This window comes from Halobacillus sp. AWH4_228 (assembly GCF_056158365.1).
Genome location: NZ_JBSWTE010000001.1, coordinates 2,166,241 through 2,185,399, shown reverse-complemented (window position 1 = coordinate 2,185,399; position 19,159 = coordinate 2,166,241). Strand labels below are relative to the sequence as shown.

Annotated in this window: 18 protein-coding genes; all 18 read left to right on the top strand. The window is 47.3% G+C overall.

Features of this window, described 5'->3' with window-relative positions:
* Positions 1-13: 13 nt before the first annotated feature.
* The 18 genes from ACXADP_RS11065 (at position 14) to ymfI (ending at position 19,103) form a co-directional block, all read left to right on the top strand.
* Entirely contained in the window at positions 14-934 is a 921-nt protein-coding gene (locus ACXADP_RS11065) for a polysaccharide deacetylase family protein (RefSeq protein WP_474971449.1), read from the top strand.
* Positions 935-946: 12 nt separating this feature from the next.
* Positions 947-1,180 (top strand): YlmC/YmxH family sporulation protein, encoded by a 234-nt coding sequence (locus ACXADP_RS11060; RefSeq protein WP_474968531.1) that lies wholly within the window; start codon positions 947-949, stop codon positions 1,178-1,180.
* 110 nt (positions 1,181-1,290) lie between these two features.
* Positions 1,291-2,187 carry a dipicolinic acid synthetase subunit A gene (dpaA, locus tag ACXADP_RS11055; RefSeq protein ID WP_474971448.1) on the top strand — a complete coding sequence of 299 codons (897 nt, stop codon included), beginning with the start codon at positions 1,291-1,293 and terminating at the stop codon, positions 2,185-2,187.
* Positions 2,187-2,780, top strand: coding sequence for a dipicolinate synthase subunit B (locus ACXADP_RS11050; protein WP_027954255.1), 594 nt, complete (start codon positions 2,187-2,189; stop codon positions 2,778-2,780). The genes dpaA and ACXADP_RS11050 overlap by 1 nt, the downstream gene beginning before the upstream one ends.
* Positions 2,781-2,884: 104 nt before the next feature.
* Positions 2,885-3,931: an aspartate-semialdehyde dehydrogenase gene (locus tag ACXADP_RS11045; protein ID WP_474971447.1), complete on the top strand. Its 1,047-nt coding sequence runs from the start codon at positions 2,885-2,887 to the stop codon at positions 3,929-3,931.
* A gap of 25 nt (positions 3,932-3,956) precedes the next feature.
* On the top strand, positions 3,957-5,198 hold the full coding sequence (gene dapG / locus ACXADP_RS11040) for an aspartate kinase (protein ID WP_474968533.1): 1,242 nt from the start codon (positions 3,957-3,959) through the stop codon (positions 5,196-5,198).
* Entirely contained in the window at positions 5,195-6,076 is an 882-nt protein-coding gene (dapA, locus tag ACXADP_RS11035; protein WP_474971446.1) for a 4-hydroxy-tetrahydrodipicolinate synthase, read from the top strand. The genes dapG and dapA overlap by 4 nt, the downstream gene beginning before the upstream one ends.
* Before the next feature lie 125 nt (positions 6,077-6,201).
* Positions 6,202-6,924 (top strand): ClpP family protease, encoded by a 723-nt coding sequence (locus ACXADP_RS11030; protein ID WP_474968535.1) that lies wholly within the window; start codon positions 6,202-6,204, stop codon positions 6,922-6,924.
* Entirely contained in the window at positions 6,921-7,127 is a 207-nt protein-coding gene (locus tag ACXADP_RS11025; RefSeq protein ID WP_474968536.1) for a YlzJ-like family protein, read from the top strand. The genes ACXADP_RS11030 and ACXADP_RS11025 overlap by 4 nt, the downstream gene beginning before the upstream one ends.
* Before the next feature lie 127 nt (positions 7,128-7,254).
* Positions 7,255-9,570: a DNA translocase FtsK gene (locus tag ACXADP_RS11020; RefSeq protein WP_474971445.1), complete on the top strand. Its 2,316-nt coding sequence runs from the start codon at positions 7,255-7,257 to the stop codon at positions 9,568-9,570.
* 501 nt (positions 9,571-10,071) lie between these two features.
* The gene (locus ACXADP_RS11015; protein WP_474968538.1) at positions 10,072-10,797 is read left to right on the top strand and encodes a GntR family transcriptional regulator; all 726 of its coding nucleotides are present in this window, start codon (positions 10,072-10,074) and stop codon (positions 10,795-10,797) included.
* A 104-nt stretch (positions 10,798-10,901) separates the two neighbouring features.
* Positions 10,902-12,023 (top strand): BMP family lipoprotein, encoded by a 1,122-nt coding sequence (locus ACXADP_RS11010; protein ID WP_474970390.1) that lies wholly within the window; start codon positions 10,902-10,904, stop codon positions 12,021-12,023.
* A 118-nt stretch (positions 12,024-12,141) separates the two neighbouring features.
* The gene (locus ACXADP_RS11005) at positions 12,142-13,668 is read left to right on the top strand and encodes an ABC transporter ATP-binding protein (protein ID WP_474971444.1); all 1,527 of its coding nucleotides are present in this window, start codon (positions 12,142-12,144) and stop codon (positions 13,666-13,668) included.
* On the top strand, positions 13,668-14,714 hold the full coding sequence (locus ACXADP_RS11000) for an ABC transporter permease (protein ID WP_474968540.1): 1,047 nt from the start codon (positions 13,668-13,670) through the stop codon (positions 14,712-14,714). The genes ACXADP_RS11005 and ACXADP_RS11000 overlap by 1 nt, the downstream gene beginning before the upstream one ends.
* 1 nt (position 14,715) lies before the next feature.
* The gene (locus ACXADP_RS10995; protein ID WP_474968541.1) at positions 14,716-15,675 is read left to right on the top strand and encodes an ABC transporter permease; all 960 of its coding nucleotides are present in this window, start codon (positions 14,716-14,718) and stop codon (positions 15,673-15,675) included.
* Between the two features lie 134 nt (positions 15,676-15,809).
* Positions 15,810-17,096: an EF-P 5-aminopentanol modification-associated protein YfmF gene (gene yfmF / locus ACXADP_RS10990; RefSeq protein ID WP_474968542.1), complete on the top strand. Its 1,287-nt coding sequence runs from the start codon at positions 15,810-15,812 to the stop codon at positions 17,094-17,096.
* A complete protein-coding gene (gene yfmH / locus ACXADP_RS10985; RefSeq protein WP_474968543.1) occupies positions 17,096-18,391 on the top strand; it encodes an EF-P 5-aminopentanol modification-associated protein YfmH in 1,296 nt (431 codons plus the stop codon). The genes yfmF and yfmH overlap by 1 nt, the downstream gene beginning before the upstream one ends.
* Complete coding sequence (gene ymfI, locus ACXADP_RS10980) at positions 18,381-19,103, top strand: elongation factor P 5-aminopentanone reductase (protein WP_474968544.1); 723 nt, start codon at positions 18,381-18,383, stop codon at positions 19,101-19,103. Before yfmH ends, ymfI begins: the two co-directional genes overlap by 11 nt.
* Positions 19,104-19,159 lie beyond the last annotated feature (56 nt).

The window sequence follows — 19,159 nt, the reverse complement described above, 5'->3', positions numbered from 1 at the left end:
GGGGGGATTGTCCATGAAGTTCCGAACCGCTGCGGCAGGTATTATCATTCTTTCTTTTTTAACAGGTGTGGGACTGGCTGTTCTTACAACAGATAAAAACGTCCCTGTCTACAAGGAAAGCTCCCTGTACCAAAAGATCCTGAATGAAAAAGACCGCTATGAACTAAAGGCGGAGGATGCTGTGATCGATTCGGTATGGAAAAAAACACCGGGGATTTCCGGGCGTGAGGTGGATGTCGAAGCTTCTTATCGGAAAATGAAGAAAGAAGGATCTTATAAAGAGGACCACTTGGTATATAAGATGACCCGACCGGATGTATCTCTTGATGATCTGCCAGCTGCACCGATATACAGGGGGCATCCGGATAAAAAGGCGGTCTCGCTTTTTATCAATGTATCATGGGGAGAGGAGTACATTCCGGAAATGATTGACGTGTTGAATAAGCATCAGGCTAAAGCTGCCTTTTTTATTGATGGGGCATTTGCCAACGAGTTTCCTCATTTAATACAGATGATTGAGGAAGAGGGGCATACCATTGGAAGTCATGGATACGGACACAAGGATATGGGGCGGATGTCAAAAGCCGAGGCAGCAGATAATTTGAAGCAGGCCGATGATATTCTCTTTGCATTAACAAAGCAGAAAATAGAATATTTTGCTCCTCCATCCGGCAGTTTTCATATGGAAACGGTGGAGGCGGCAGATGAACTGGGGATGGAGACGATGTTGTGGACCGTGGACACGATCGACTGGCAGAAGCCAAGCAAAGACGTTCTTGTCACCCGGGTGCTCAATAAAGTACATAACGGGGCGACGATTCTGATGCATCCGACACAGGTGACCGTTGACAGTCTGCCACAGCTTATAGAAGGCATCCGCAAAAAAGGGCTGCAGATCTCGGACCTGCCGAAAATGTTAAGTGAAGAAAGATAGGAGGGCATGGGGATGAGAATGAAGGCGATGGCAAAGAAAGAAGTCATTGATGTGGAAAACGGGGAGAAACTTGGGGTTTTGGGACGGGCGGATTTGATTATTGATCCAGATACCGGCCGGATCATTTCACTTGTCATTTTAAATCATGGGTTGATTGGAATTGGATCTTCCAAGCGGGAAATGACGATTGACTGGGAACAGATACAAACAATCGGAGAGCATACGATTCTATTGAAAAGAAAGTGATGGGCCGCAGCGTGTGCTGCGGCTTTTTTTGTTGGTGGTTGAAATCACTAACTCCGCATTCCGGCATAGGATACAAGGAGATAAGACATTAGAAAAAGGAGACATCCGGGATGCTAACAGGATACCATATTGCAGTTATTGGTGGCGATGCCCGGCAGATTGAGCTGATAAGAAAGCTTAATGAATGGGGTGCCGCCGTTTATCTTGCAGGATTCGATCAACTGAATGAAAGCTTCAGGGAAGCTGTCGACCTTGATCTTGATAGTAAGCAGGTAGAACAGCTCGATGCCATCATTCTTCCCGTACCTGGAACGGATGGGAATGGAAATATAGAGGGGATTTTCTCCAACCAGTTGATTCAATTAAAGGAAGAATGGTTAAAGAAAACACCTCCTCACTGTCAGATTTATACCGGAATCGCCAACGAACATTTATACACACTGGCAGAACGCGCGGACAGGAAATTAATCCCACTTATGGACCGGGACGATGTAGCGATCTACAATTCCATTCCTACTGTAGAGGGGACATTGATGCTTGTGATCCAGCATACAGACTTCACCATTCACGGGTCGAAAGTAATGGTGCTTGGACTCGGGCGTGTCGGGATGAGTCTGGCCCGCACTTTTCATCACTTAGGCGCTGACGTCAGCGTCGGTGTAAGAACAACGAGCAGCTCCGCGAGGGTGCATGAAATGGGGCTGACACCGATTGATATGAAAGGGCTGGAAGGTAGAGACATGTCTTGTGACATCCTGATCAATACAATTCCGTCACAAGTTGTGACACCGGGGATCATAAAACAGCTTCCTTCGCATGCCTTAATTCTGGATCTCGCTTCCAAGCCCGGAGGAACGGATTTTCGATACGCCGATAAGCGCGGGATTAGAGCACTGCTGGCTCCGGGTCTCCCTGGTATTGTGGCACCGAAAACAGCAGGCCGGATCATTGCTGATGTCGTTTCCAGGCTGATCCAGGATCATTCCAGAAAGGAAAATGAAGCATGATAAATTTAAAAGGCAGAGTCATTGGATTTGGATTAACCGGTTCTCATTGTACGTACCACGAGGTTTTCCCCGTTATGCAGGAGCTGGTCGATATGGGGGCCACCGTTGTTCCAGTGTTATCCTATACGGTTCAAAAAACAGATACACGTTTCGGGGAAGCCGCGGATCATCTGAAGAAAATTGAAGAAATTACAGGGGAAAAACCGATCATGACCATTCCGGATGCGGAGCCGCTCGGGCCTAAGCGTCCGCTTGACTGTATGGTCATTGCCCCATTAACCGGGAATTCCACAAGTAAACTGGCCAATGCTCTAACCGATTCTCCTGTATTGATGGCAGCTAAAGCTACTCTCCGAAATGAAAGCCCCGTCGTGCTGGCCGTGTCGACAAATGATGCGCTCGGACTGAATGGCATCAACGTGATGCGCCTGATGGCTACGAAGAATATTTATTTCGTTCCGCTCGGTCAGGATCATCCATATAAAAAGCCGAATTCCCTCGTAGCGGATATGACCCTGATTCCGGAAACCATTGAAGCAGCTCTGGAAGGAAAGCAGCGGCAGCCTGTCCTGATTGAAAGATATCCAAATTAATTAAAAGTTTCTTTTCAGTGATTCTTCCATTTATGATAAAATAACAAAAATAGTGACATGTTTTACTATTCTTACAATAAAACAGCGAAGGAAGGGTGCCGAAGATGAATGATACAAACCAATACAATGTAGCCGTCGTAGGAGCAACCGGAGCGGTAGGCTTGAAAATGCTCGAAACTCTGGAAGACAGGGATTTTCCTATTGGAGAACTTAAACTCCTTTCTTCCAGCCGGTCTGCCGGTCAGAAATTAACGTTCAAAGGCAGAGAATATGTCGTGGAGGAAGCTGTACCTGAGAGTTTTGATCATGTGGATATTGCCTTGTTCTCTGCAGGGGGATCGGTTTCTAAAAAGTTCGCCCCTGAAGCTGTGAACAGAGGCGCAGTCGTCATTGATAATACCAGTGCATACCGGATGGCAGAAGGTGTACCGTTGGTCGTGCCGGAAGTGAATGAAGCGGATATTCAAAAACATAAAGGCATTATTGCCAATCCCAACTGTTCAACGATCCAAATGGTTGCTGCACTTGAGCCTGTAAGAAAGCAGCTCGGCCTCAACCGGGTGATCGTTTCTACCTACCAGGCAGTGTCCGGCGCGGGGAATGAAGCAGCTGATGAGCTGAGGGAACAGTCGATGGACTTTTTGAATGGCGAAGATCTAAAAGCAGAAATCCTTCCGGTTAAAGGGGACGAAAAGCATTTTCCGATCGCCTTCAATGCGCTGCCGCAAATTGACGTTTTTCAGGAAAACGGGTATACCTTTGAAGAAATGAAAATGATCAATGAAACGAAGAAAATCATGCATGCCCCGGATCTATCCGTCGCGGCAACGTGTGTACGTCTTCCGTTCTTTACTTCCCATGCAGAAAGTGTCTATGTTGAAGTAGAACAGTCCGGAGTGAGCGTTCAGGATATTCAGGATCTGCTGAAACAGGCACCCGGTATCACACTCGAGGATGATCCTTCCACCCAGACATATCCAACGCCGCTGACAGCTGCCGGAAAAAAAGATGTGTTTGTAGGAAGGGTCCGGAAAGATCTTGACCACGAGAAAGGGTTCCATATGTGGGTTGTTTCTGACAATCTCCTGAAAGGTGCTGCATGGAATTCCGTTCAGATTGCAGAGCGTCTCGTTGCTAATCAATGGCTGTAAACTTCTTATGAGTTGAGGTGGCCGAATGAAATTGATTGTACAAAAGTTCGGAGGAACATCAGTCCGGGATCTGGAAAGCAGATCCCGGGCTGTCCATCATGTGAAAAAAGCGTTGAATGAGGGTAGTAAAGTAGTGGTGACCGTGTCGGCTATGGGGCGCAAGGGGAGTCCGTATGCCACAGATACGCTGTTAAGCCTGATTCATTTTCCGGACATTGATGTATCACCAAGGGAACAGGATTTGTTGATGTCCTGTGGGGAGATTATCTCCTCGATTGTATTCTGTCATGAATTGTGCAAAGAAGGGATCAAAGCGGTATCCTTGACTGGTGCCCAGGCTGGAATCGTTACCAATGATGATTTTACAAAAGCAAAAATCACGCAAATGAATCCAGGCCGCATTTACAGGGAATTGAAACAGGTGGATGTTGTAGTCGTCGCAGGATTCCAAGGGCAGACGCTTCAGGGAGAGACTACGACGATCGGCCGAGGAGGCAGTGATACAACGGCTGCCGCACTGGGAGCTTCACTTCAGGCGGAGTACATCGACATATTCACCGATGTGGAAGGTATTATGACCGCAGATCCGAGGCTTGTCGAAGGTGCCCGGCCCCTCCAGAGCATTACGTACAATGAAATCTGCAACCTGGCTTATCAAGGTGCCAAAGTCATCCATCCCCGTGCTGTTGAAATTGCCATGCATGCGAAAGTCCCCATCCGTGTAAGGTCGACCTATTCCGATTCCCCGGGTACATTGGTGACGGGATTGAGAGACCATGCCTCCGGCCGTGATTTAATTGAAAGAACGGTGACCGGGATCGCCCATATCAACGGGCTTACTCAAATTAAAGTTCAGTCCAAGGAAGACCCTTCCAAACTTCAATCCGATGTCTTCAAATCGATGGCATCCGCCAACATTTCTGTCGACTTCATTAATATCTCTCCAAGCGGCGTTCTCTACACCATCAGCGACCTCTATACGAAAAAAGCCCGCCGGATTCTTCAGGATATCGGTTACGAACCGGAAATTCGGGAAGGCTGTGCGAAAGTATCCACAGTCGGGGCAGGCATTACTGGGATTCCGGGCGTCACGGCCGACATCGTTCAAGCACTGACAGACAAAGGGATTCAAATTCTTCAGTCCGCAGACTCCCATACCACCATCTGGGTTCTGATAAAAGAAGAACATTTGATCCAGGCCGTCAATGCCCTTCACGACGTCTTTCAGCTGAGTCATACAACAAGAAAGGGAGAAATGCAGCCATGAGTTTTGGGAAAGTTTTAACGGCTATGGTCACTCCTTTCGATGAACAAAACCGGGTGGATTTTCATCAAACCTCCATCCTTATTGAACACCTCATAAGCAGCGGCTCCGACGGCCTTGTCGTAACGGGGACCACAGGAGAATCTCCGACGTTGACCCGAAGTGAAAAAATTTCCTTATGGAAGCATGTCGTCCAGGTCGTTCATAAGCGAATTCCGGTCATCGCAGGCACGGGCAGCAACAACACGAGGGATACGATTGAAATGTCCCGTCAGGCCGAAGCAGCAGGCGTCGATGCGGTTATGCTCGTAGCTCCGTATTATAACAAACCGGATCAGGAAGGCCTGTATCGTCACTTCAAAGCGGCAGCCGAATCCGTCTCTCTCCCCGTTATGGTTTACAATGTACCCGGGCGGTCCGTAACAAAAATAGAACCGGATACGGTCGTGAGGCTTTCAAAAATCAGCAACATAACATCTGTGAAGGAAGCATCCGGTGACCTCAATGCCATTGCCTCCATCGTATCCCGCACAGGCCCCGGATTTGATGTGTACAGTGGTGATGATCATTTGACACTGCCGGCCTATGTGATTGGCGCTTCAGGCATCATTTCTGTAGCATCACACGTCATCGGAGATGAAATGCAGCGGATGCTTCGTCTGTTCGACCTTGGAAGAGGACGGAAAGCAGGAGCCCTGCACCGGGAACTGCTTCCGATCTTTGAGGGCATGTTTTCAGCGCCTTCCCCTGCACCCGTAAAAGCAGCCCTGCGCTGTATAGGTATTGAAACCGGCGGTGTGAGGCTTCCACTTCGTGCGTTGACGGAAGAGGAAGAGAAAGATATCCAAACACTGCTGGATCATTCTTCTGTACAGAGTTGACCGGCTGATAGGCCGGTCTTTTTCTTTTCCCATCCGCATTCCGCTCCCACAGCATTGGATTCTCTGTATGTTTCTTTCCGTTTTCAGTCATACTACGGGAAAAGAATGTGAAAGGAGCGGAACAGATGAAAGACGAACCTTCCAAAGAAAAAGATCCATCCAAATCCCAGTCATCCCTTGTTGACAAAATCCAGCAGCTTGGGCAGAGCAATGTCCCTCAGCCGGCAGATTCAAATATCCATGTCCTGCCGATCATCGGCCAGGTGGAGGGCCATGTCCAACTGCCTTCACAAAACAAAACGACTAAGTATGAGCACCTCATCCCACAGCTGATCGCTATTGAGCAGAACCCGAAAATCGAGGGTCTTGTCGTCCTTTTGAATACAGTGGGCGGCGATGTAGAAGCCGGATTGGCTATATCAGAAATGATTTCTTCGCTTTCCAAGCCGACGGTATCCATCGTGCTTGGAGGAGGCCATTCCATCGGCGTCCCGATATCCGTATCAGCCGACTATTCATTTATTGTGGAAACAGCCACGATGACCATTCACCCGATTCGGATGACAGGTCTTGTTATCGGAGTGCCGCAGACGTTTGAATACATGGATAAGATGCAGGAGCGTGTCATCAGTTTCGTCACCAAACATTCCAATATTCCCGAAGAAAAATTCAAGGAACTTATGTTTGATAAAGGCAACCTTACTAGGGATATCGGAACAAATGTTGTTGGTCAGCAGGCGGTGGATCACGGTCTCATAGATGCAGTGGGCGGTGTCAAGGAAGCGATGGCTAAATTGAACGAATTGATTGAAAGCAATAAAAATGCGGACAGTCAGGTGGTCCAATGACGATTTTATATACCCCTCTAAGTGAGTATGATGTGTTTCCTGACGAATCCACCATGGAGATGGTGTATCACGAACACGAAGACTGTCCCATGATGTGCAGAAAGGGGCAGGACGGTAAAAAGCAGATTGTCCAGATTCTCTCTACAGATCCTTCTCATTTTCTGGATCCGTCTTTACAGCCGGGTCAATGGTTGGACTCGTAACAAGAGGACAAGCTGTGGTATAATATAAGAACTGAATGGCGGGATGTCGGTCGTTTTTCTTCAGCAGTGTATGAAGGAAGCACCGGCATCCTTCTCTTTTCAGTTTTAGTCAGGAGGTGGAATTATTATGGCTGGAAAACGCAAAAAAAAGAAAAAGCAATCCAATTTGAAGAGCCATGTAAAATTTGAGCTCGTGGGTCTTTTGTTTCTTTTTCTTGCTGTGATTGGAAGCGGGGCATCAGCGATCAGCGATGGAGCCATCCCGGGTGGATTGGAAAGGTTCTGGCAGTTCCTTTTCGGCGTCTGGTATTTTATCGCTTCGCTGTTCTTTCTCATTGTAGGGATCTTCTTAATGGTGAAGAGAAGGTGGCCTTCGTTTTTACATAAACGCTTATTTGGTATTTATCTGATTCTTATATCCCTCATTCTGTTTACGCATCTGGAGACTCTGTCTGCTGATTTAGGAACAGGAAATGGATCCATATTAACGATGACATGGGAACGGATTACAGAAATGATGCGCGGAGAGCGCTCCTTCTACAGTGCTGGAGGCGGGTTGACAGGAGCTGTTCTATTATCCATCACCTATTATCTGTTTGCCCAGGCCGGGGCAGCCATCGTCGCCTTTTTCCTATTTATCACAGGCATATTGTTTGTGAGTGAATGGTCGCTGGGGGAGCTGTTTGCGGTCATTGGAAAGAATATGAAAAAACTGGGCCGTGAACAGGTGGCCAGAATGAAGAATCAAAAACAAGACCGGAAAGTGAAGAAAGAAGAAAAAGCAAAGGAACAGGAAGAAGAAGAGGAATCTGTGGTCTATGACATCAGTGATTCGCCTTCCGTTGTGGAAGAAGAATCGAAGAATGAACCGATCATACAGGATTTCACAGAAACCGCCTATGCAGCTCAGGAAAAAGAACAGCCTTCTTCTACCAAGCCTTCAGCCGGTAAACCGGAATCTGATGGCGAGGACGCGGCGCTTGAAAAATCCATGCCGACAGCTGAACTGGAAAACCATGATTATCATCTGCCTGGAATTGAACTGCTGGATGAACCCACATCATCCCCTCAGAGCCAGGGGCGTTCACACATCCAGGCTACGGTAAGAAAACTGGAGAAAACGTTCCAGAGTTTCGGCGTGAAAGCAAAGGTAACCAAAGTTCATGTCGGGCCTTCGGTCACAAAATATGAGGTTTACCCGGATGTAGGGGTTAAGGTTAGTAAAATCGTAAACCTTAACGATGACCTTGCTCTTGCTCTTGCAGCCAAGGATATCCGGATTGAAGCACCAATTCCGGGAAAGTCTGCCGTCGGAATTGAGGTGCCGAATCAGGAAGTGTCGATGGTTTCTCTGAGGGAAGTACTGGAAACAGGCAGGTCAAATCCTGAATCCAAGCTCAGCTTTGCTCTAGGGCGCGATATCTCCGGTGAAGCCGTGATGTCCGAATTGAATAAAATGCCGCACATGCTTGTCGCCGGTGCGACAGGAAGTGGTAAGAGTGTCTGTATCAATGGCATTATTACGAGTATTCTTATGAGAGCAAAGCCCCACGAAGTGAAAATGATGATGATAGACCCGAAAAAAGTGGAACTGAATGTGTATAACGGTATTCCTCATCTCCTTGCGCCCGTTGTGACGGATCCTAAAAAAGCCTCCCGGGCCTTGAAAAAAGTGGTATCGGAAATGGAGCGGAGGTACGACCTGTTTTCTGATACCGGAACAAGGAACATTGAGAGCTATAATGAGTACATTAAAAAACACAATCAGGAACAGGAAGATGAGCAGCCGCAGCTGCCTTACATCGTTGTCCTGGTGGATGAGCTTGCCGACTTAATGATGGTAGCTTCCAACGAAGTAGAAGACGCCATTACACGGCTGGCCCAGATGGCCCGTGCCGCCGGCATCCATTTGATTATTGCGACCCAGCGTCCTTCGGTGGATGTCATTACCGGTGTCATTAAAGCCAATATTCCATCCCGGATTGCGTTCAGCGTATCCTCACAGACCGATTCAAGGACCATCCTCGATTCCGGTGGAGCCGAAAAACTGCTCGGCCGGGGAGACATGCTGTTCACGCCGGTCGGTTCCAACAAGCCGACACGTGTCCAGGGGGCTTTCTTGTCTGATGAGGAGGTGGAGCGGGTCGTGCAGTTCTGTGTCGACCAGCAGAAAGCCCAGTACCAGGAGGAAATGATCCCTGAAGAAGAAAGTGAAGTAAAACAGGAAGTGGATGATGATCTCTATCCTGATGCGGTACAGATGGTCATAGAAATGCAGAGTGCGAGTGTTTCCATGCTCCAGCGCCGTTTCCGTGTCGGGTATACACGGGCTGCGCGCCTGATCGATGCTATGGAGGATAACGGTATTGTCGGTCCTTATGAAGGAAGCAAGCCGCGTTCTGTCCTGGTATCCCAGCAGAGTGAGGAACAGCATACATCATGAAAAAAGACAGCCTGGTTAACCAGGCTGTCTTTTTTTAATAAGCTCTGTTAAAGTCTTTTGTTGATATTTTAAACGATTACTAAATCGTCTCCGCCTGGAATCAGGGGTCCGGTCCGTTGTTTACTCAGAGCATGGGATGGCAGGGAAAACCGTCCGCTTTCCGCGGCTCATGGTACCCCGCGGAAAGGGAGTCATTCCCAAGGCCGCCTCCTGCAAATCCCATGACAGAAAAGGGGGATAGAAGCTCACATGTTAACTAACAACACCAAGCAATAACAGCGCCTTTTAATAAGATGAACATGAAGAATGTGTTCAAAAATATGATCATTCTTAAAGTTTCACATTCTGTCAAAAATGAAGCAAAATTCATAAAAATGAACTAAGTCTATTTATTTATCTGTTGAATAGTGTTATATTATTGTCAAAATATGATGTGTCGAACGTCAGAGGTCAGATCACTGCTGTGACACTGGCTGATCCATAGATTCCGGGGTGAAACATATGTCAATCAAACAGGATACACGTCACCTTTATTTACAGGTGATTGAACAAGTGAAAAGAGATATTGAAAACGGTATCTTTAAAGAAAAGCAGAAACTGCCTTCCGAGTTCCAGCTTTCTAAATCGCTCGGTGTTTCCCGAGCTACTTTAAGAGAGGCGCTGCGGATTCTTGAAGAAGAGGGAGTCGTCACAAGACGTCACGGGGTGGGGACGTTTGTGAACCCGAAGCCTTTGTTTACGTCAGGCATTGAAGAACTCGACAGTGTGACAGGCATGATAACGAAGTCGGGGATGACACCAGGGACCCAGTATCTTTCTGCTGATTTAGTAGAAGCGACCGAAGAAGATAAAAAACGTTTTTCACCTTTGGATGTCGAGCACCTGGCCAAAGTGGAGCGTGTGCGGACAGCGGACGAGCATCCTGTCGTTTACTGCACAGACAAGATACCGGAAGGGCTGCTTCCCATTGATCAGATCCGAGAAGCGGACTCTTTGTTCAATGTACTGGAGAAATACACTGGAAAGAAGATCGGCTATGCCGTCACGCACATTGAACCGATCGGCTTCCATGACCGGATTTCACCAATTCTGAACTGTGAGCCGGATCAGTCGCTGCTCCTGCTTAAACAGATGCATTATTCCCAGGATGATATCCCGATGCTTTTGTCTTCCAACTACTTCAGGGCTGATAAATTCAGCTTTCACGTTTTGAGAAAAAGAGTGTAAGCGTTTACAATTTGATAGCTTCAGGGAGGTGAGGCCTCTACAAACTGCCGTAAGTTTCTCTTGCTTCAACTTATACTTAAACCAATAGGGGGGTAAACGTTTTGTTGAAAAGTCGTTTTCTTATGGTATTTGTTTTGTTAGTAACGTTAGGAATGATCCTTGCTGCCTGTGGTTCATCAGATAGTGAAGAAAGTACTGGAGGAGATTCCGGTGAGAGCTCTGGAAATGAAGAGTCAGGCGGGGACGGCGGAAGTGGAGACTTCTCAGTGGCAATGGTTACCGACGTCGGCGGTGTTGATGATAAGTCCTTTAACCAGTCTGCATGGGAAGGTCTGCAGGCGTTCGGGGAAGAGAATGGATTGAGCAAAGGCGAGGGGATTGACTACGCTCAGTCTGAAAGTGATGCGGATTATGCGACAAACCTGAACCGTCTTGTTCGTCAGGATTACAACCTGATTTTCGGAATCGGCTACCTTCTGCAGCCGGCTATTAAAGAAGTCGCCGGGCAGTACCCTGATACAAGCTTTGCGCTTGTTGACTCCGTTCAGGAAGGGGACAACATTGCAAGCATCGTATTTAAGGAACATCAAGGTTCCTTCCTTGCTGGAGTTGCTGCTGCAAAGAAAACACAATCCAACCAAATTGGTTTCATCGGCGGGGTGGACGGAAGCCTGATCAACAAATTCGAAGCCGGTTTTGTAGCGGGCGTTAAATCCGTGAATGCGGATATTGATGTAGAAATTGAATATGCTGAGAATTTCAATGATCCAGAAAAAGGACGTGCTTTAGCCTCCAATATGTATTCCAAAGGTGTGGACGTGATTTATCATGCTTCCGGCGGAACTGGGAACGGAGTCTTCGCAGAAGCGAAGGATTTAAAAAATGCCAGTCCGGATGAAGACATATGGGTGATCGGTGTTGACCGTGACCAGTATGAGGAAGGCCAGATCGGTGATGCCAACGTTACACTTACTTCCATGGTGAAGCGGGTGGATATCGCTGTTCAGGATGTATCGGAGCAGGCGATGAACGGGGAGTTTCCGGGTGGAGAAGTCATTGAGTATGGTCTTGAGGACGATGCTATCAGCATCGCTGAAACAAATGAAGAAGCGATGACGGAGGAAATTACTTCTTCTGTTAATGAATGGAAGGAAAAAATCATTAACGGCGATGTAGAAGTTCCGAGCACTCGTGAAGAACTGGAATCCTTTGTAGACGCACTGTAGGGAGAAAAGGCTGGTGAGAGCCGGCCTTTTCTTATGTCAATGAAAATCATCAAATGAAAAGCTGTTCCGGCCCTTTTCCTTTGGTGATTTTTATAGGTCAAACGGGGGAGGAAGAGAGATGGAATATGTTATTGAAATGCTGAAAATCAGAAAAGAATTTCCAGGCATTGTTGCCAATGACGATATTACGCTCCGGGTTCAAAAAGGAGAGATTCATGCGCTGCTAGGCGAGAATGGAGCGGGGAAATCCACCTTGATGAATGTTTTATTCGGTCTTTATCAGCCGGAACAAGGCGAAATAAAAGTCCGTGGTGAACAAGTGAAGATTACGGATCCGAATACAGCCAACGCCCATGGTATAGGGATGGTCCACCAGCACTTTATGCTTGTCGATACATTTACGGTCACTGAAAACATCATTCTTGGCAGCGAGCCTAAAAAAAGCGGTACGGTCGACATAAAGAAAGCGGAAAAGCAGGTCGCAGAGTTATCGAAACAGTACGGGCTGAATGTAGACCCGAGTGCTAGAATCCGTGATATATCCGTCGGTATGCAGCAGCGTGTAGAAATTTTGAAAACGCTTTATAGAGGGGCGGATATCTTAATTTTTGACGAACCAACGGCCGTTCTGACTCCTCAGGAAATCAAAGAACTGATAGAAATCATGAACAATCTGGTGAAGGAAGGCAAATCCATTATCCTGATTACCCATAAGCTGAAGGAAATTATGGAAGTGTGTGACAGGTGTACAGTCATAAGAAAAGGGCGTGGAATCGGAACGGTGGATGTGAGCGGTACGACCCCTGATCAACTGGCAGCGCTTATGGTCGGCCGTGATGTCAGCTTTTCAACGAAGAAAACAGCCGCTCACCCGAATGAAGTCTACCTCTCTATTAAAGATCTTCATGTTAAGGACGGGCGTGGGGTCCACATGGTCAAAGGACTGAATCTGGACGTCCGGTCTGGAGAAATCGTCGGTATTGCCGGTGTGGACGGTAATGGACAGTCGGAGTTGATCGAAGCTGTTACAGGCTTGAGAAAAAGTGAATCAGGGACGATTCACCTGCACGAAAAAGTCATCTCCAATCTTACACCGCGGAAGGTAACCCAGTCCGGCGTCTCCCATATTCCGCAGGACCGCCATAAGTTTGGTCTTGTCCTTGATTTTCCGATTGGAGAAAATATGGTTCTTCAGACCTATCACAATGAGCCGTTTTCTAAAAAAGGTGTGATGAACTTTAAGAACATATATAAAAAAGCGGCAGATTTGATCGAGGAATATGACGTCCGGACTCCTGATGCCTTTACAAAAGCAAGAGCTCTATCAGGCGGGAACCAGCAGAAAGCGATTATCGGCAGGGAAGTGGACAGATCACCAGATTTGATAATAGCCGCTCAACCTACAAGGGGGCTGGACGTAGGAGCGATTGAGTTCATTCATCGAAAACTGATCGAAGAACGGGATAAAGGGCGTGCCATTCTGCTTCTTTCCTTTGAACTGGATGAAATTATGAATGTCAGTGACCGGATTGCGGTTATGTTTGATGGTTCCATTATTCGAGAAGTAGCTCCGGAAGATACGAATGAGCAGGAGCTCGGACTGCTTATGGCTGGAAATACTGGTCAGAAAGCGGGGGGCGTCTAATGTTCTCCAACCGGATGATTAATATCTTGATCCCCGTGCTTTCTGTTATCCTCGGTCTTGGTGCTGGTGCTGTGATTATGCTTGTATTCGGATACAACCCGTTAGAGGGGTTCACAGCTTTATGGAAGGGGGCTTTTGGGGATTCCTACTTCTTTGGTGAGACGATCCGGCAGGTGACTCCCTACATCCTATCGGGGCTGGCCGTCGCTTTTGCCCTCAGATCAGGCCTGCTTAATATCGGCGTTGAGGGGCAGGTGTTTGTAGGCTGGCTGGCGTCCGTCTGGATTGGGATATCTTTTGAGCTTCCTATGGTCATCCATCTCCCTCTGGCGATTACTGCAGCGGCTTTTGCCGGGGCAGTGTGGGGCTTCATACCCGGACTTCTGAAAGCGAAATTAGGTGTCCATGAAGTGATCGTTACGATTATGATGAACTACATTGCTCTTTATGTCTCTAACGCCGTAATACGAAGTTTGTTGACCGATGGTGCTGACCGGACGGAAAATATCGCTGCTACTGCGTCATTGAAATCAGAATGGCTGGCTGAGATGACGTTTTATTCAAGGATCCACTATGGATTTATTATCGCCATTGCTATGGCGGTCGTCATGTGGTTTATATTGAACCGGACAACGAAAGGATTCGAACTGCGGGCCGTCGGGTTTAACCAGCATGCATCCAACTATGCAGGAATGAATGTGGGGCGGAACATTATAACCGCTATGGTCATATCCGGAGCTTTTGCCGGCCTGGCGGGTGCCATGGAAGGCCTTGGTACGTTTGGTTTCATGTCGATCAAATCAGGCTTTACGAATATCGGTTTTGACGGAATCGCAGTCGCCCTTCTTGGAGCAAATACAGCTGTAGGGGTGGTTCTTGCCGCCTTCTTATTCGGCATTCTGAAGATAGGTGCCCTCAATATGCCGACAGAAGCCGGTGTGCCAACCGAACTCGTAGAAATCATCATCGCTCTTATTATTTTCTTTGTAGCATCCAGCTATATGATTCGCTGGGTCCTTCTACGGTTCAAGAAGGAGGGGAAATAAAATGGAATTTATAGAGGTGTTCAGCCGTATCCTCGGATCCGCTGTTATTTTTGCAACCCCGTTGATTTTCACAGCGCTCGGCGGAGTATTCAGTGAGCGTTCCGGTGTTATAAACATCGGGCTGGAAGGTCTGATGATCATGGGGGCATTTGTAGGGATTGTCTTTAACCTGACTTTCCACACGGTTTTTGGTGCTGCAACTCCCTGGATATCCATGCTGGCGGCAGTGATCGTATCCGCACTGTTTTCCCTCGTCCACGCGGCAGCATCGATTACCTTCCGCGCTGATCAGGTTGTCAGCGGTGTGGCCATCAACTTTCTTGCCCTGGGCATCGGGCTGTTTCTTACAAAGCAGTGGTATGACAAAGGGCAGACAGACTTCATCAAGCAGCCTTTTTACTCTTCGGATGTTCCTGTTCTTAACGATATTCCTATTGTAGGGGAGATGTTGTTCAGTGGCTGGTACTGGACGTCTTACCTTGCTATTGCCATGGCGTTTGCCGCCTGGTTTGTGCTGTACAAAACTCCGTTCGGCCTTCGGTTGAGGTCGGTGGGCGAACATCCGATGGCGGCGGATACGAACGGTATTCATGTATACCGGATGCGTTATATCGGCGTGATGATTTCAGGTGCCCTGGGGGGACTGGGGGGTTCCGTTTACGCTATGACTGTAGCGTTGAACTTTTCTCATGGCACCATTTTAGGGCAAGGATTCATCTCGCTTGCCGCCGTCATTTTTGGAAAGTGGCATCCCCTTGGGGCTCTTGGAGCAGCTATCTTTTTCGGCTTCGCACAAAGCCTGAGCATTGTGTCCTCCGACATTGCCTTTTTAGAAGATGTCCCTTCGGTTTTCATGCTGATCGCTCCATATGTTCTGACGATTCTCGCACTCGCTGGATTTATTGGACGGGCGGAAGCACCTAAATCCCTTGGAGAAGCATATATTAAAGGAAACCGATAAATATCTGTCCGGTGCTTTGGTACCGGGCTGATTTTTTTACTTTTGTCCACATTTCCCTTACTATAAAACTTAGTTATAATGGATGAATATGGACATGTGCGTCTATACTACTAAAAAGTACAAGGAGGATGGAAATGAAAATTACAAAAGAAACGATACTCGAAAAAGATGGGTACCGTCTACATATTTTACCAAGTAAAAAGTATAAAACGATGAATATCGTAGCCAAATTCAAAGCTCCTTTAAAACGTGATGGAATTACGGAGAGGGCGCTTCTTCCGCATGTGCTTCAAAAAGCTACAAACCAGCACCCATCTGTAAGGTCCTTTCAGGCAGCATTTGAAAATCTTTATGGAACAGCTTTATCCAGTGATGGTTCGAAAAAAGGCGAAAACCATGTCATTAGTTTCCGGATGGAAGTGGTGAATGAATCCTACCTGAATGACAACGAACCGATTCTGGAGGAAGCATTCCAGCTGTTCCACAATGTCCTGTTTGATCCGAAAACTGTGGAGAACGGTTTTGACCCTGAAATCGTCGAGCGTGAAAAACAGACACTTGAACAGAAAATCACTTCTATTAAAGATGATAAGATGAGCTATGCCAACCTTCGTCTCATGGACCACATGTGTAAAGGGGAGCCCTACGCCCTTCACGTCCATGGGTATCAGGAGGACATGTCCTCCATTACTCCGGAATCGCTTTACACTTATTATCAGCAGATGATCCAACAGGATATGCTGGATGTATACGTAATTGGAGATATGGATGATAAAGATGTGGAAACATTAACAGACCGTTATTTCCAACGCAGTGGCAGCACGAACGAAGATAACGATCAGGTTTCTGTGTCCAAAGATGTCCAGGAATCTGCAGAGATCATTGAACGTGAAGAGGTCAATCAGGGAAAACTTCATCTCGGCTATCGTACATACACGAAGTTCGGTGATGATGACTATTATGCGCTGCAGGTCTTTAATGGTATTTTCGGTGGATTTCCGAGCTCGAAGCTGTTCATGAATGTGCGGGAAAAGCACAGCCTCGCGTACTATGCGGCATCTAGATTTGAGAGTCATAAAGGCCTTCTGCTTGTCTTCAGCGGGGTGGACCCGAAGGACTATGATCAAGCGAAATCCATTATTCTGGAGCAGATGGAAGCGATGAAAAATGGAGACTTCACAGTAGAGCAGGTGGAGGAGACGAAGGAGCAGGTCATTAATCAGCTGAAAGAGACGATGGATAATGCCAATGGATTGATCGAAGTGCTTTACCATCAGATGCTTTCCGGAATCGACATGCCGGCGGACCAGCTTATCGAAAATATCCGCGGAGTAACCAAAGAGCAGGTCGTTCAAATGGCGGAAAAGATTAAACTGGACACCATTTATTTCTTAACAAGTCACGAGGGAGGGGAAGAGTGATGGAAGAGTTAGTCTATCAACAATTGAATGAAACGGTTTATCAGGAAACACTCGACAACGGTTTGAAGGTATTCCTTCTATCAAAGCCTGAAATGGCAAAAACTTTCGGGATCTTTACAACCAATTACGGTTCTATAGATCAAACATTCACGCCGATCGGTCAAGATGAAAAAGTTACAGTTCCAGAAGGGATTGCTCACTTTTTGGAGCACAAGCTGTTTGAAAAAGAAGACCGGGATGTTTTTCAGGATTTCACCCGCCTCGGGGCTTCTGCAAACGCCTTTACGTCCTTTACAAAAACCGCCTATTTGTTTACAGCGACCAGTCAGGTGGAGAAAAATGTCCAAACTCTGCTGGATTTTGTACAGGATCCCTATTTTTCGGAGGAATCGGTAGAAAAAGAAAAAGGGATTATTGCACAGGAGATCCGCATGTATGACGACCAGCCGGACTGGAGATCCTTTTTCGGAACCATCCAGAGCCTTTACCATAATCACCCGGTAAAAGTCGATATAGCCGGTACGGTGGAAAGCATTCAGGAAATAACGAAGGACGACCTATATACGTGTTATGAAACGTTTTATCATCCGTCCAACATGGTTTTATTCGTGGCCGGTAACATTGAACCTGAATCCATGATGACATTGATTCGTGAAAACCAGGGACAGAAAGAATTCCCTCCAGCACCTGAAATCAACCGTTCCTATCCGGATGAACCTGCTCATGCCGCCCGGAAGGAACATTCCATTACGATGCCGGTAACAACGGCAAAAGCCATGGTTGGTGTTAAGGAGGATGTCAGCGGGTTGAAAGGAGAAGAACTGCTGCGGCGGGAACTTCTTTCCGGCATGATTCTTGATTATTATTTCTCCAAGAGCGGAGCCTTTTATGAAGAATTGTACAAAGCGGATCTTATTGATGACAGTTTCCAGTTCGAAACAGAACTCGACCGTCACTTCGGCTTTACGATTCTTGGCGGCGATTCAAGAAAACCGGATGAAATGGCTGGCCGGGTGAAGGAAATGCTGCATGAATTAAAAGACATGCGGATAGCTGATGAAGACTTTACTCGTATGAAGCGTAAAAAAATCGGTCAATTCATGCGTGCGCTCAATTCACTTGAATTTATAGCGAATCAGTTCACTCATTACCATACGCTTGGTGTTGATCTATTCGAAGTGCTTCCGGTGATTGAATCATTGACAGCTGACGATGCTGAAGAATACCTCAAAGACTGGCTCAATGAAGAAGCCATTGCTGTTTTCCAGGTAAAACCACAGTCCAATGAATCGTAAACGCTGCCTTATCCTTGGAGCGAGCGGGGGGATTGGTGAAGCAATTGCCCACCGGGTCGTCGAGGATGGCTGGGCCGCAGGCGTGCAGTATTATACCAACGAAGAGAAAATCCGTTCGATGCAGCAGGATGTTCCGGAAGATCAATGGGCGGGCGCTTTTCAAGGTGATCTTTCGACAGAGGAAGGTCTGAATGCCTTTCTCGACCTGCTTCCAGCTGAATGGGATGCGGTTATCTTTGCCGGCGGCCATATGTACAGCGGATTGTTTCAGGATATGGATGCCGGGGATATGGACGCGCTGTATTATGTTCACGTGAAAGCCCTGTGGATGACAACCCGGCATATACTGCCGTATATGATTCAGCAGAAACAAGGGAATATCATCGTTATATCCTCCATTTTCGGTACAGAAGGAGCAAGCATGGAAGTTGCCTACAGTTCCGTCAAGGGAGCACAGAATGCATTTGTGAAAGGACTGGGACAGGAGCTTGCTCCCAGTCATATCCGGGTAAATGCGGTGGCTCCTGGTTTGATCCAGACGAAGATGAACGAACACCTTACTTTGGAGGACCTTCAGGCTCTCGAAAATGATATACCTATGGGTCGTGCCGGAACTCCAGATGAGGTGGCTGATGCTGCCGGATTTTTACTGGGCGGAGATTCCCGCTATATGACGGGACAGATTCTCCATGTCAATGGCGGCTGGTCTTAATTTCATGAATAAGACCTGTTCTTCCTTCTCATACTAAGCTTGAAAAAATTCAGAGG

What these genes read in the sequence shown, in the direction of transcription:
- dapG (WP_474968533.1), top strand. Translation starts at nt 3,957, where the DNA reads ATGAAATTGATTGTACAAAAGTTCGGAGGAACATCAGTCCGGGATCTG.
- ACXADP_RS11030 (WP_474968535.1), top strand. Translation starts at nt 6,202, where the DNA reads ATGAAAGACGAACCTTCCAAAGAAAAAGATCCATCCAAATCCCAGTCA.
- ACXADP_RS10995 (WP_474968541.1), top strand. Translation starts at nt 14,716, where the DNA reads ATGGAATTTATAGAGGTGTTCAGCCGTATCCTCGGATCCGCTGTTATT.
- dpaA (WP_474971448.1), top strand. Translation starts at nt 1,291, where the DNA reads ATGCTAACAGGATACCATATTGCAGTTATTGGTGGCGATGCCCGGCAG.
- ymfI (WP_474968544.1), top strand. Translation starts at nt 18,381, where the DNA reads ATGAATCGTAAACGCTGCCTTATCCTTGGAGCGAGCGGGGGGATTGGT.
- ACXADP_RS11005 (WP_474971444.1), top strand. Translation starts at nt 12,142, where the DNA reads ATGGAATATGTTATTGAAATGCTGAAAATCAGAAAAGAATTTCCAGGC.
- ACXADP_RS11015 (WP_474968538.1), top strand. Translation starts at nt 10,072, where the DNA reads ATGTCAATCAAACAGGATACACGTCACCTTTATTTACAGGTGATTGAA.
- ACXADP_RS11065 (WP_474971449.1), top strand. Translation starts at nt 14, where the DNA reads ATGAAGTTCCGAACCGCTGCGGCAGGTATTATCATTCTTTCTTTTTTA.
- ACXADP_RS11025 (WP_474968536.1), top strand. Translation starts at nt 6,921, where the DNA reads ATGACGATTTTATATACCCCTCTAAGTGAGTATGATGTGTTTCCTGAC.
- yfmH (WP_474968543.1), top strand. Translation starts at nt 17,096, where the DNA reads ATGGAAGAGTTAGTCTATCAACAATTGAATGAAACGGTTTATCAGGAA.
- ACXADP_RS11020 (WP_474971445.1), top strand. Translation starts at nt 7,255, where the DNA reads ATGGCTGGAAAACGCAAAAAAAAGAAAAAGCAATCCAATTTGAAGAGC.
- yfmF (WP_474968542.1), top strand. Translation starts at nt 15,810, where the DNA reads ATGAAAATTACAAAAGAAACGATACTCGAAAAAGATGGGTACCGTCTA.
- dapA (WP_474971446.1), top strand. Translation starts at nt 5,195, where the DNA reads ATGAGTTTTGGGAAAGTTTTAACGGCTATGGTCACTCCTTTCGATGAA.
- ACXADP_RS11045 (WP_474971447.1), top strand. Translation starts at nt 2,885, where the DNA reads ATGAATGATACAAACCAATACAATGTAGCCGTCGTAGGAGCAACCGGA.
- ACXADP_RS11060 (WP_474968531.1), top strand. Translation starts at nt 947, where the DNA reads ATGAGAATGAAGGCGATGGCAAAGAAAGAAGTCATTGATGTGGAAAAC.
- ACXADP_RS11000 (WP_474968540.1), top strand. Translation starts at nt 13,668, where the DNA reads ATGTTCTCCAACCGGATGATTAATATCTTGATCCCCGTGCTTTCTGTT.